Raw genomic sequence first — 12,012 nt, forward strand, 5'->3', positions numbered from 1 at the left:
GGCGCCTGGTCCCCGAACTCCTCGCCGCAGGCCACCGCGTGCGGTGCCTCGCCCGCACACCCGCGAAACTCCGCGACCACCCCTGGGCAGTCCGGCGACGGCCGCGTAGCGGCGCATCATGTCGAGGTAGGTGAGCACGTCGGGGCCGCCGATGTCGAAGGCGCGGCTGACGTCCGCGGGCATGGTGGCGCTGCCGACGAGGTAGCGCAGCACGTCGCGGACGCCGATGGGCTGGATCCGGGTGCGCACCCAGCTCGGGGTGACCATGACCGGCAGCCGCTCGGTGAGGTAGCGGAGCATCTCGAAGGAGGCCGAGCCGGAGCCGATGATGACGGCGGCGCGGAGCACGGTGGTGGGCACGCCGGAGTCGGCGAGGATCCGCCCGACCTCGGCACGGGACCGCAGGTGGGGCGAGAGCTCCCGTTCGGCGATGCCGCGCGGGGTCAGTCCGCCGAGGTAGACGATGCGGCGCACGCCGGCCGCGCGCGCCTGCTCGGCGAAGGTCCGCGCGGCGAGCCGGTCGGTGTGCTCGAAGTCGCCGCCGGCGCCCAGGGCGTGCACCAGGTAGTAGGCCACGTCGACGTCAGTCAGGGCGGCGGCGAGGGAGTCGGCGTCGGTGACGTCGCCGCGGACGACCTCGGCCTGCCCCGCCCAGGGGTGGTCGCGGAGTTTCGCGGGTGTGCGGGCGAGGCACCGCACGCGGTGGCCTGCGGCGAGGAGTTCGGGGACCAGGCGCCCGCCGATGTACCCGCTGGCCCCGGTGACCAGGCAGCGCAGGGGCTCGGCGGTGTGCTCCGTGTCGTTCATGGACAGCTCCGTTCCGGGTCGGAGGCGGTGGGGCGGTGCCCCGCCGCCCGGTCGGCCGCGGGCGCCTCACCGGGCTCTTCCCGGTGGGGCGCCGCACCGGATGCGCGGACCCGGCTTCTATAGGCTGGTCGCGTGGCCAGCACAGACGAACGAGAGACCGGTGGAACCGCGCCCGAGGGCGCGCCGGGGGATCTGCAGCGTTTCGCCGTCGAGCTGCGGCGGACGAACGGCGAGATCAACCGGCTCGTCCACGGTTTCGCACTCGCGCAGGGACTGCATCCCACGGACGTCCAGGCGCTCGCGGTCGTCCTCGACAGCACGGAGCCGCTGACCCCGGGCCGCCTGCGGGAGCGGCTGGGGCTGACCTCGGGTGCCGTCACCGCCTGCCTCGACCGGCTGGAGCGGGCCGGCCACGTCCGCCGGTCGCGGGAGAGCGCCGACCGCAGGGTCGTCCACGTGCACTACGTGGAGGGTGCCCGGGCCGCCGCGCGCAGCTACTTCATGCCCCTGGCCCAGGCCGCGGAGCGGGCCCTGGCCCGGTTCGACGAGGACGAGCTGGCGGTGGCCCTGCGGTTCCTCGGCGCGCTCAACGAGGAGCTGGGAGAGCTGAGCCCGCCCCGCCGCTGACCGGGGTCCGGTTCCCCGGAGGCGGACGACCCCGGCGCCGCGCCGTCGTCCGCCTCCGCCGTTTCCGGCGTGGTCGGTGGTCGGATGGCCTCGCGGATTTCCTCGCGTCGGCCCGCATCCGATCGGTCGGTGGGGCCGGAAGTACGCGCGGGCCGGGGAGTCCCGAGCTCCCCGGTCCACCCGTTCCGCCGTGGCCCTCGTGCCGTGTCGTGCGGAAGCCGTGGTTCAATCTCTCTCAATCATTGAGATTGTTAATCCTTGAGATATGTGCCTGGAGCTCCCATGTCCACCACCGCACGATGGGCCCGCCGCCTCCTGCCCCTCGCCCTGCTGATCGCCTGGCTGGCGATCGGCGGCGGGCTCGGGCCGTACGCCGGGAAGCTCGGCGAGGTCGCCACCAACGACCAGGCCGCCTTCCTCCCGCGCAGCGCGGAGTCCACCCGCGTCATCGAGGCCCAGCGGGCCTTCCGCCAGGAAGAGACACTGCCCGCGATCGTGGTCTGGACGTCGCCGGACGACACCGCCCTCGACGCCGGCGGGCAGGCCGCCGCCACCCGCGCCCTCGCCTCGCTCACGGGCCGGCCCGGCATCGTCGGCACGCCGTCCCCCGCACTGCCGGCCGAGGACGGACGCGCCCTGCGCGGCGTGGTCCAGCTCCGCACCGACCTCGGCGACGAGCTGAGGCCCACGCTCGACGCGATCGAGGACGCCGCCGAGGCCGTGCCGGGCACCGAGGTGTGGCTCGCCGGACCGGCCGCCACCCAGGCGGACCTGTCGAACGCCTTCGCCGGCATCGACGGGCTCCTGCTCGCGGTGGCCCTGACCACCGTCCTGGTCATCCTGCTGCTGGTCTACCGCAGTGTCCTGCTCCCGTTGGTGATCATCATCGGCGCGGTGTTCTCGCTCGGGCTGGCCTGCGCCGTCGTCTACTTCCTCGCCGACCACGGCGTCGTCCGGGTGGACGGGCAGGTCCAGGGCATCCTCTCGATCCTGGTCATCGGCGCCGCCACCGACTACGCCCTGCTGCTGGCCGTCCGGTACCGGGAGGAGCTCGCGGTCCACGAGGGCGCCCGGTACCCCGCGATGCGCGCGGCGCTGCGCGAGTCCGTCGGTCCGATCACGGCCAGCGCCGCCACGGTGGCGCTCGGGCTGCTCGCCCTGCTCTTCAGCGACCTCACCAACAACCGCGCGCTGGGACCGGTCGGCGCCATCGGCATCGTCTGCGCGCTGCTGAGCGCCCTGACCTTCCTGCCGGCCGTCCTGGTCCTGCTCGGCCGCGCCGCCTACTGGCCGGCCAAGCCCCGCACGTCCGGTGCGGAGAAGGGCGGCGAGGGGATCTGGCGCACCGTCGCGTCCCTGGTGGACCGTGCGCCCCGCAAGGTGTGGGCCGCCACGCTCGCCGTGCTGCTCGCGTGCGCCGCGTTCGCCCCGGCCCTCGACTCCAAGGGCGTGCCCCTGGACGAGATCTTCGTCGACGACGCGCCCTCCGTCGCCGCCCAGGCGACCCTCGGCCGTCACTTCCCCGGCGGCGCCGGGAACCCGGCCGTCGTGATCGCTTCGGCGGACTCCGCCGACCGGGTGATCGCCGCGGCGGAGGACGTGCCCGGAGTGGACTCCGCCGCCGCCGTCACCGCCTCGGGCCGGCCGGGTGCCGATGCGCCGCTGGTCGTCGGTGGGCGGGTACGGATCGACGTGACCCTCGACGACGCCGCGGACAGCACGCGCGCCGAGGCGGCCGTCGCCCGGCTGCGCACCGCCGTGCACGCGGTGCCGGGCTCGGACGCCCTGGTCGGCGGCTACACGGCACAGCGGTACGACACCCAGCGGACGGCCGAGCGCGACCGGATGCTGATCGTGCCAGTGGTGCTCGTGATCATCCTGGTGATCCTGGTGGGCCTGCTCAGGTCCCTGCTGCTGCCCCTGCTGCTGGTGGCGACCGTCGCCCTCAACTTCCTGGCGACGCTGGGAGTATCGGCGCTCGTCTTCGAGCACGTCTTCGGCTTCACGGGCACCGATCCGTCGGTCCCGCTGTACGGGTTCGTGTTCCTCGTCGCCCTCGGTGTGGACTACAACATCTTCCTGATGTCCCGGGTCCGTGAGGAGTCCCTGCGGCACGGGGTGCGGGAGGGCGTGCTGCGCGGCCTGACCGCGACCGGCGGCGTGATCACCTCCGCCGGTGTCGTGCTGGCCGCCACCTTCGCGGCCCTGGGCGTCATCCCGCTGGCGTTCCTGGTGCAGATCGCGTTCATCGTCGCCTTCGGCGTCCTCCTGGACACCCTGGTGGTCCGCTCGCTGCTGGTGCCGGCCCTGGTGCGGGACCTCGGCCGCGTGGTGTGGTGGCCCGGCGCGCTCAGCCGCCGCGAGGAGCCCGCGGAGCCCGTGCGCGAGACGGCGGACCACTAGGCCGTACGTGCACACCGACGGCCGGGACGGCCGTCGCCCCCTGGTTCCCGGGTCACGGGAGCCAGGGGGCGACGCGGCGCCGGGGTGCGCCGGCCTCCGCCGCCGGCGGCCGGGACTACTTCGGCATCAGGACCGTGTCGACGATGTAGACCGTGGCGTTGGCCGTCGGCACGTTGCCGCAGACGACCTTGGACGAGTCGTTGACGGTGTAGCTCTCACCGGAGCCGCTGGTGGTGATCATGCTCTTCTCCAGCGTCTCGAAGGAACCGTTCTCCAGCTGCTTCGGCGTCAGCTTCTGGCCCACCACGTGGTACGTGAGGATCTTGGTCAGGGTCTCCTTGTCGGCCAGCACCTTGTCCAGGTCGGCCTTCGGGATCTTGGCGAAGGCGTCGTTGGTCGGCGCGAACACCGTGATGTTCTCGGCGTTGTTGAGGGTGTCCACCAGACCGGCCTGCTTGACCGCGGACACCAGGGTGGACAGCGCCGGGTTGTTCGACGCCGCGGTCGCCACCGGGTCCTTCGCCATGCCGTCGAAGCTGCCCGCGCCTTCCTTGGGGACCGAGGCGCACCCGGGACCGAACGGACCGGCCATGGGGGTGGCCGCCTCCGCGGGCGACGACGACGCCGCCTCGGGGGCCGCGGCCTGACTCTCGGACTTCTTGTCACCGGAGTCGGAGCACGCGGTCAGCGCCAGCGGGAGGACGGCGGCGGCTGCCACGGCGACGGCGGCGCGGCGGAAGGTCTGAGCGTTCATGTTCACTCCTGGGTCATGGAGCCCCACCCGGCGGCGGGGCACACCGCGTATTCGGCGTGCCCCCGCATCCGGATGGCTCTGTCGCCCGAAAGAGTGACGATTTCGCTCGCGGCCAGGACGATTCCAAGGGCCCGACGAGATCGGTCACCGTCCGACCCATCCGCCGGGCCGTCCGCTCCGAATCCCTGGCGTATCCGCGTACTTCCTGGAGGAACTCCCCGGTGATTGAGAACGTGCACATCGGCAGAGCGCCGTCCGCGGCGCCGGACCTGCCCGAGCTGATGGGGCGGGTGGCGCAGGGCGACCAGCAGGCGTTCACGGCCGTCTTCGAGGCCGTGTCCGGTCCCGTGCTGGGGCTCGTCCGTACCGTGCTGCGGGACCCGGCCCAGTCGGAGGAGGTCGCCCAGGAGGTCATGGTCGAGGTCTGGCGGACCGCGGCCCGCTACCAGCCGTCGAAGGGATCGGTCATGAACTGGGCCCTGACGCTCGCGCACCGCCGGGCCGTCGACCGGGTCCGGTCCGAACAGGCCTCGTCGGACCGCCAGAAGCGGGTGGCGCTCCTGGAGCACACCACGGCCTTCGACGAGGTCGTGGAGCAGGTGGAGACCCGGCTGGAGCGCGAGCAGGTACGGCGCTGCCTGCGCGGGCTCACCGAGCTCCAGCGCCAGTCGGTGAACCTCGCCTACTACCGCGGCCTGACCTACCGTGAGGTGGCCGAGCTGCTCTCCCTGCCGCTGGGCACCGTCAAGACACGACTGCGCGACGGCCTCATCCGGCTTCGTGACTGCCTGGGGGTGGGCGCGTGAACACCGCGGACCTGCACACGTTGACGGGCGCCTACGTGCTCGACGCGCTCGACACGGACGAGCGCGACGCCGTCGAGCGGCACCTGGCGGACTGCGCCTCCTGCACCCAGGAGGTGCTGGAGCTCTCCGAGACGGTGACCCGGCTCGGCCTCGCCGTGGCCGTGTCGCCGAGCGCCACCCTGCGCACCGAGGTGATGCGCCGGATCGGGACCGTGCGGCAGGAGCCGCCCGCGACCGCGGCGGCGGCGCGCGTGATGTCCGGGCAGCGGCGGTTCCGGCGCCTCACGCACTGGGCGCTGGCCGCCTGCCTCGCGGCCGCCGCCGGCCTCGGAGGCGTCTCGGTCTGGCAGTACCAGCGGGCCGAGGACGCCCGGCAGGAGGCGCGCCAGGCGCGGAGCGCGAACGACTCCGTCGCCGCGGTCCTGGCCGCCCCCGACGCCCGTGTCAGCACCGCGCCGCTGCGGGACGGCGCGGTCGGCACGGTGGTCGTGTCCGCGTCCCTGAACCAGGCGGTGTTCGCCGCGTCGGGCATGCCCGCACCGCCCGGCGGCAAGGTCTACCAGCTCTGGTACGACGACGGCGGCACCATGCGCTCCGCCGGTCTCATGGACTCGGACACCCCGGCGGCGGCCACCCTGCTGGCGGGCCCGGTGGACAAGGCCTCCGGCATGGGCGTCACCGTCGAACCCGCCGGTGGATCACCGGAGCCGACCTCGGAGCCCGTGGCCCTCATCGAGTTCCCGACGGCCTGACCGGGCGGGCGGCGCGGCCCGGGGGCTCCCCCATCGTCCCCGGTCCGCGCGTTCCCGGTGCTCCCGCGGTCCGCCGCGTCGCGCGCGCCGCCGCCGGGACGGTCGTCACTTCGTCCCGTCGGCCGGCCCGGTGTGTTCGCCGGGTGTGGCCAGATCCTCGACGGTGTCGGCGCCGACGACCGCGCCCGTCGACTTCCTGGCCCGCCGCAGACGCCGTTCCAGGCGGGCGGCGAAGGTGGTCAGGGCGAAGTTCAGGATGACGAAGACGACGGCGACGACCGTGAAGCTGGCGATGGTGTTGGCCCCGTAGTTCGCGCTCATCGGCCGCACCGAGGCGAGGAGCTCGGAGAAGCCCAGCATCGCGCCGCCGAGCGCGGTGTCCTTGACGATGACGACGAGCTGGCTGACGAGCGCGGGCAGCATCGCGGTGACCGACTGCGGCAGCAGGACGTTCGTCATGGTCTGGCCCTTGCGCAGGCCGATCGCCTTCGCCGCGTCGGTCTGCCCCCTCGGCAGGGCCAGGATGCCGGCCCGCACCACCTCGGCGAGGACGGACGCGTTGTAGAGGACGAGTCCGGTGACGACCGCGTACAGGGGGCGCGACTCGGGGCTGATGTCGGTGAACTCGGCGTAGGCGGCGTTCGCGAAGAGCATCAGGATGAGGACCGGGATGGCGCGGAAGAACTCCACGATCGTGCCGGCTCCGGCGCGTACCCACCCGTGGTCGGAGAGCCGCGAGACGCCGAGCAGCGCACCGAGGGGCAGCGCGATGACCATCGCGGCCGCGGCCGCGATCAGGGTGTTCTTCAGGGCGGGCAGCAGGAACGTGGTCCAGGTGCGGGAGTCCGTGAAGAACGGCTCCCACTTGGCCCAGTCGAGCTGGTTCTTGTCGGCGAGGGCGGTCACCACCCACCAGACGACCGCGGCCAGACCGAGCACGAACAGCACGGTGTAGAGGACGTTGCGCCGCTTGGCCCGCGGGCCGGGGACGTCGTACAGGACGGTGGGGTTCTCCTTCATCGCTTCACCGCCACCTTCTTGCCGATCCAGCCGAGGAAGAGCCCGGTGGGCAGGGTGAGGCAGATGAAGCCGAAGGCGAAGATCACCGAGATGAGGATGAGCTGGGCCTCGTTCTCGATCATCTCCCGCATCAGCAGCGCCGCTTCGGCGACGCCGATCGCGGCGGCGACGGTGGTGTTCTTGGTGAGCGCGATCAGGACGTTCGTCAGCGGGCCGACGACCGAGCGGAAGGCCTGCGGCAGCACGATGTGGCGGAGCGTCTGCGGGAAGCTGAGCCCGATCGCGCGAGCCGCCTCGACCTGGCCGAGGGGCACGGTGTTGATGCCGGATCTGAGCGCCTCGCAGACGAAGGCCGAGGTGTAGGCGGTCATGCCGAGCACGGCCAGGCGGAAGTTGATGGTGGTGAAGTCCTTCGCGCCGAGGTCGACGCCGAGCGTCTGGAAGAGGCCGAGCGAGGTGAAGACGATGATCACGGTCAGCGGGATGTTGCGGACGATGTTGATGTAGACGGTGCCGAAGCCCCGCATGAGGGGGACGGGGCTGACGCGCATGGCGGCCAGCAGCGTCCCCCAGATGAGGGAGCCGATCGCGGAGTAGACGGTGAGCTGCACCGTCACCCAGAAGGCGCCCAGCAGGTCGTAGCCTTCGAGGAAGTCGAACACGGCGGCCCCTCACTTCACGACGACGCCGATCTCCGGGGCGGGTTCGTTCTGGTAGTCCGCGGGTCCGAAGTTCTTCTTCACCGCCGCGTCCCAGGAGCCGTCGGCCACCATCTTCTCCAGGGCGTCGTTGATCTTGTCGGTGAGGTCGCTGCCCTTCTGGACGCCGATGCCGTAGTTCTCGTTGCTCATCTTGAAGCCGCCGAGCTTGAACTTGCCCTCGGACCCGGGCTGCGAGGCGTACCCCGCCAGGATCGAGTCATCGGTGGTGATGGCGTCGATGACGCCGTTCTCCAGACCGGTCAGGCACTCCGAGTACCCGCCGTACTCCTGCAGCTGGGCCTGCGGGGCGAGCTTCGTCTTGACGTTCTGCGCCGAGGTGGAGCCGGTCACCGAGCAGAGCTTCTTGTTGTTCAGGTCGGACGGCTTGGTGATCGAGTTGTCGTCCGCGCGGATCAGGACGTCCTGGTGGGCCAGCAGGTACGGTCCGGCGAAGTCGACCTTCTTCGCCCGCTCGTCGTTGATCGAGTACGAGGCGGTGATGAAGTCCACGTCGCCGCGCTGGAGCAGCGTCTCGCGGTCGGCGCTCTTGGCTTCCTTCCACTCGATGTCGGCCGGGTCGTAGCCGAGCTGCTTCGCCACGTAGGTCGCCACGTCCACGTCGAAGCCGGTGTACGTGCCGTCCGGCGTCTTGAGGCCGATGCCCGGCTGGTCGAACTTGATGCCGACGGTGATCTGGTCGTCGCCGCTGCCGGAGGCGCCGGATCCTCCGCCGTCGTCGCCGCCGCAGGCGGCCAGGGAGAAGGAGAGCGCCATCGCGGCAGCGCCGGCGACGCATGCCTTGGTGAGCCGGATCTTGTTCATGGTGATCACCCTTGGGGGCTGCGGTGCGCGCGGCGTCCGCGCTCAGTGATGGAGGATCTTGGACAGGAAGTCCTTGGCGCGGTCGCTGCGTGGATTGTTGAAGAACTCGTCGGGCGTCGTCTCCTCCACGATCCGGCCGTCGGACATGAAGACGACGCGGTTGGCGGCGGAGCGGGCGAAGCCCATCTCGTGGGTGACGACGACCATCGTCATGCCGTCCCGGGCGAGCTGCTGCATGACCTCCAGAACCTCGTTGATCATCTCGGGGTCGAGCGCGGACGTCGGCTCGTCGAAGAGCATCACCTTGGGTTCCATGGCGAGCGCGCGGGCGATCGCCACCCGTTGCTGCTGGCCGCCGGAGAGCTGGGCCGGGTACTTGTCCGCCTGGGATCCGACCCCCACCCGGTCGAGCAGCGAGCGGGCGTGGCGCTCGGCCTCCTTCTTGTCCTTCTTGCGGACCTTGATCTGGCCGAGCGTGACGTTCTCGAGGACCGTCTTGTGCGCGAAGAGGTTGAACGACTGGAAGACCATGCCGACGTCGGCGCGGAGCGCGGCCAGCTCCCGGCCCTCGGCGGGCAGCGGCCGGCCGTCGATGGCGATCTCGCCCGAGTCGATGGTCTCCAGCCGGTTGATGGCGCGGCAGAGGGTCGACTTCCCGGAGCCGGACGGGCCGATGACCACGACGACCTCGCCCCGGCCGACGGTGAGGTCGATGGACTGGAGCACGTGGAGCGCGCCGAAGTGCTTGTCGACGTTCCTGAGGACGACGAGCGCATCACCACCGTCCGGAACGGGCATGGCAGCCTCCTGGGTCACCGCCCCCGTCGTGCCGCTGCCTCCCCACGTTCATGCTCCGCCGAACATCCTGCGCGCGCACGCCGGAGCCGTCCATGTGCCGCCCGGGGACTCGGCCGGACGTGTCCCCGGTCCGCGGGCGCCCACGAGGGTCCGGAGGCGCTCAGACCTCCGGCACGTGGGCGAAGCGCCCCGCCGTCGAGAGGTCCGCCTCGATCCGGGCGGCGCAGTCGCGCAGCTCGGGCAGCACCTCGGCCAGGCACTCCTCGACCGTGCGCCGGCTGCTGTGCATGGCGACGTTGACGGCGGCCACGACCGCCCCCGTCCGGTCGCGCACGGGGACCGCGAGGGAGCGCAGACCCTGTTCGAGCTCCTCGTCGACGAGGGCGTACCCCTGCTCGTGCACCCGGTCCAGGATCGCGGCGAGCTCCCGGTGGGCGGTCACCGTGTGCGGGGTGAGGGCGGGCCGCTCGGTTCCGGCCAGCCAGCGGGTGCGCGCGGCCGGCGGGAGTCCGGCGAGCATGACCCGCCCCATGGAGGTGGCGTGCGCCGGGAAGCGGGTGCCGACGGTGATGTGGACGCTCATGATCCGCCGGGTGGCGACCCGGGCGGTGTAGCGGATGTCGTCGCCCGCGAGCACCGCGAGGGAGGCCGAGTCGTGGACCCGCCGGGACAGTTCGGCGAGGTGGGGTGCGGCGATCTGCGGCAGGGGCATGCGGGCCAGCGAGGGGAAGCCGAGGCCGAGGACCCGGGGGGTGAGCCGGAACAGGCGCCCGTCGGCCTCGACGTACCCGAGGTGCCGCAGCGTGATCAAGGCGCGCCGGGCGGTGGCGCGGGCCAGTCCGGTGGCCTCGGCGACGGCGGCGAGGGGGAGCTCGGCCCGCCCCGCCCCGAAGGCGGTGAGCACCGTCAGTCCCCGGGCCAGTGACTCGACGAACCCGCGGCCGAGTTCCTGCTTCGAGGCGTGGGTCCAGCACGCCAGACCGGAGGGCGGCGCGTCCTCGGCGGCGCCGTCCGGCGGAGCCGGTCGGCTCAGCACCTCCTCCCAGGTCCGCACGGCGGCCGCGAGGCGGGGCAGCACGGTGTCGCGCAGCGAGGCGGCGGTGTGCCGGCTGGTGTGGCTGACGACGCTCGCCACACAGGCCACGGCTCCGTCGGCGCCCCGCACGGGCAGTGCCACGGCGACCAGGCCCGGTTCGATCAGCTGGTCGTCCAGGGCCCAGCCCCGTTCGCGGGCCAGGGCCGCGCGCGCGGCGAACTCCGTGTCGTCGGGGCCGGCCGCGGACGGCACGGCGGGGAAGCCCGCGCCCAGGGGGTCGGCGGCACGGCGGGCCCGCCGGCGCGCCCAGTCCGCCGGCGTCCAGTCGGCGGCGAACAGGGCGCCGGGGGCGGTGCGCTCGGCGGGGAGCAGGTCGCCGATGCGGAAGCTGAGGGACATCGCGCGCCGGCGGGTGGACTGGTGGACGACGCGGGTGCCGTCGCCGTCGGCGACCGCGAGCGAGACGGACTCGTCGAGGGCGTCGGCGAGGGCGTCCGCGTGCGGGCCGAGGAGCGTGGGGAGGCGGAGGCCGGCCAGGTAGGCGTTGCCGAGCTCCATCAGGCGCGGGGCGAGGTGGACGTCGCGGCCGTCGAGGCGGACGTACCCCATGCGGGCCAGGGTGCCGGTCACCCGGTCGACGGTGGCGCGCGCCAGGCCGGTGCCGCGTTCCAGGGCGCTGAGGCCGAGGACCCCGTCGGCGTCGGTGAGCAGGCGCAGCACGCCGATGCCGCGCACCAGCGGCCCGACGGCCTCCGGCGGCAGCCCGGCCCGGGGCGCGGCCGCGGGCGCGGCGGGCGGTTCGGGCTCGACGGGCGGCACGGTCTCGGTCGCTTGCATGGGCTCTCCCTGACGGAACGTGGAGGACACCGTAGTGGCGTGCGGCGGCGCGGGTCGCACGTGTCCACGGCGGACGGCGGCCAGGGCCTGCGGGAGGCTCGCACCGGGGCCGTCGTTCCGCGCCGTACGGGCCGGGCGACGATTACGGTGGGGGCGTGACCGAGACCTGGGAAGCGACGGACGCCGGCGTTCTCCGGCTGCCCTCCGGGCGCCTGGTACGAGGGCGCGGGCTGCGCCGTCCTCTGCCGGACGGGCCGACGCCCGCCTTCGCCGTGTACCTCCTGGGAAAGCCGCCGGCCGGGGTCCCGTGGGAGGCGCGGTGGCTGCGCTGGCCCGACTTCCGGCTGCCGAGCGACCGGGCGGAGGCGGTGACGCTGCTGCGCGAGGCGTGGGAGCGGTCCGCCGAGGAGCGCGTGGAACTCGCCTGCGGCGGCGGCCGGGGCCGTACCGGCACCGCCCTGGCGTGCCTCGCCGTCCTCGACGGTGTCCCGGCCGACGAGGCGGTGCCGTACGTGCGCCGTCACTACCACCCCGGCGCGGTCGAGACGCCCTGGCAGAAGCGGTACGTACGCGGGTTCACCGGCCGCTCCTGACGGTTGACGGGGCCGGACCGGGACCCGGAAGCCCTCACCCCCGCCCGGGCGGGGCG

The 12,012-nt window shown here is 73.1% G+C and carries 12 protein-coding genes; 5 read left to right on the forward strand and 7 right to left on the reverse strand.

Annotated elements, in window-relative coordinates:
* A partial coding sequence (locus EAO71_RS05755) for an NAD(P)H-binding protein (protein WP_147976804.1) occupies window positions 1-807 on the reverse strand: 807 nt, incomplete at its 3' end.
* A gap of 132 nt (window positions 808-939) precedes the next feature.
* On the opposite strand from EAO71_RS05755, the gene EAO71_RS05760 reads away from it, so the two are divergent.
* Both EAO71_RS05760 and EAO71_RS05765 read left to right on the forward strand, forming a co-directional pair.
* Window positions 940-1,434, forward strand: coding sequence for a MarR family winged helix-turn-helix transcriptional regulator (locus tag EAO71_RS05760; protein ID WP_147976691.1), 495 nt, complete (start codon window positions 940-942; stop codon window positions 1,432-1,434).
* Between the two features lie 282 nt (window positions 1,435-1,716).
* Window positions 1,717-3,837 carry an MMPL family transporter gene (locus EAO71_RS05765; RefSeq protein WP_147976692.1) on the forward strand — a complete coding sequence of 707 codons (2,121 nt, stop codon included), beginning with the start codon at window positions 1,717-1,719 and terminating at the stop codon, window positions 3,835-3,837.
* A 115-nt stretch (window positions 3,838-3,952) separates the two neighbouring features.
* Here the strand turns inward: EAO71_RS05765 and EAO71_RS05770 are convergent, their stop codons facing one another.
* Entirely contained in the window at window positions 3,953-4,591 is a 639-nt protein-coding gene (locus tag EAO71_RS05770) for a fasciclin domain-containing protein (protein WP_147976693.1), read from the reverse strand.
* Between the two features lie 221 nt (window positions 4,592-4,812).
* Between EAO71_RS05770 and EAO71_RS05775 the strand changes: the two genes are divergently transcribed.
* A complete protein-coding gene (locus EAO71_RS05775; protein WP_147976694.1) occupies window positions 4,813-5,397 on the forward strand; it encodes a sigma-70 family RNA polymerase sigma factor in 585 nt (194 codons plus the stop codon).
* Window positions 5,394-6,149, forward strand: coding sequence for an anti-sigma factor (locus tag EAO71_RS05780; protein WP_147976695.1), 756 nt, complete (start codon window positions 5,394-5,396; stop codon window positions 6,147-6,149). Before EAO71_RS05775 ends, EAO71_RS05780 begins: the two co-directional genes overlap by 4 nt.
* 105 nt (window positions 6,150-6,254) lie before the next feature.
* Here the strand turns inward: EAO71_RS05780 and EAO71_RS05785 are convergent, their stop codons facing one another.
* The 5 genes from EAO71_RS05785 to EAO71_RS05805 form a co-directional block, all read right to left on the reverse strand.
* The gene (locus EAO71_RS05785; RefSeq protein WP_147976696.1) at window positions 6,255-7,169 is read right to left on the reverse strand and encodes an amino acid ABC transporter permease; all 915 of its coding nucleotides are present in this window, start codon (window positions 7,167-7,169) and stop codon (window positions 6,255-6,257) included.
* Window positions 7,166-7,831, reverse strand: coding sequence for an amino acid ABC transporter permease (locus EAO71_RS05790; RefSeq protein WP_147976697.1), 666 nt, complete (start codon window positions 7,829-7,831; stop codon window positions 7,166-7,168). The genes EAO71_RS05785 and EAO71_RS05790 overlap by 4 nt, the downstream gene beginning before the upstream one ends.
* A 9-nt stretch (window positions 7,832-7,840) precedes the next feature.
* Complete coding sequence (locus EAO71_RS05795) at window positions 7,841-8,692, reverse strand: glutamate ABC transporter substrate-binding protein (RefSeq protein ID WP_187282572.1); 852 nt, start codon at window positions 8,690-8,692, stop codon at window positions 7,841-7,843.
* 42 nt (window positions 8,693-8,734) lie between these two features.
* Entirely contained in the window at window positions 8,735-9,490 is a 756-nt protein-coding gene (locus EAO71_RS05800) for an amino acid ABC transporter ATP-binding protein (RefSeq protein WP_147976698.1), read from the reverse strand.
* A gap of 160 nt (window positions 9,491-9,650) precedes the next feature.
* A complete protein-coding gene (locus EAO71_RS05805; protein WP_147976699.1) occupies window positions 9,651-11,363 on the reverse strand; it encodes an IclR family transcriptional regulator domain-containing protein in 1,713 nt (570 codons plus the stop codon).
* Between the two features lie 155 nt (window positions 11,364-11,518).
* Here EAO71_RS05805 and EAO71_RS05810 point away from each other — a divergent pair, with 155 nt between their 5' ends.
* Window positions 11,519-11,956: a protein-tyrosine phosphatase family protein gene (locus EAO71_RS05810; RefSeq protein WP_147976806.1), complete on the forward strand. Its 438-nt coding sequence runs from the start codon at window positions 11,519-11,521 to the stop codon at window positions 11,954-11,956.
* The last annotated feature ends 56 nt before the right edge of the window (window positions 11,957-12,012 follow it).

This window comes from Streptomyces sp. MS191, assembly GCF_008042125.1.
Taxonomy (GTDB): domain Bacteria; phylum Actinomycetota; class Actinomycetes; order Streptomycetales; family Streptomycetaceae; genus Streptomyces.

What these genes read in the sequence shown, in the direction of transcription:
- EAO71_RS05805 (WP_147976699.1), bottom strand. Translation starts at nt 11,363, where the DNA reads ATGCAAGCGACCGAGACCGTGCCGCCCGTCGAGCCCGAACCGCCCGCC.
- EAO71_RS05785 (WP_147976696.1), bottom strand. Translation starts at nt 7,169, where the DNA reads ATGAAGGAGAACCCCACCGTCCTGTACGACGTCCCCGGCCCGCGGGCC.
- EAO71_RS05795 (WP_187282572.1), bottom strand. Translation starts at nt 8,692, where the DNA reads ATGAACAAGATCCGGCTCACCAAGGCATGCGTCGCCGGCGCTGCCGCG.
- EAO71_RS05770 (WP_147976693.1), bottom strand. Translation starts at nt 4,591, where the DNA reads ATGAACGCTCAGACCTTCCGCCGCGCCGCCGTCGCCGTGGCAGCCGCC.
- EAO71_RS05765 (WP_147976692.1), top strand. Translation starts at nt 1,717, where the DNA reads ATGTCCACCACCGCACGATGGGCCCGCCGCCTCCTGCCCCTCGCCCTG.
- EAO71_RS05800 (WP_147976698.1), bottom strand. Translation starts at nt 9,490, where the DNA reads ATGCCCGTTCCGGACGGTGGTGATGCGCTCGTCGTCCTCAGGAACGTC.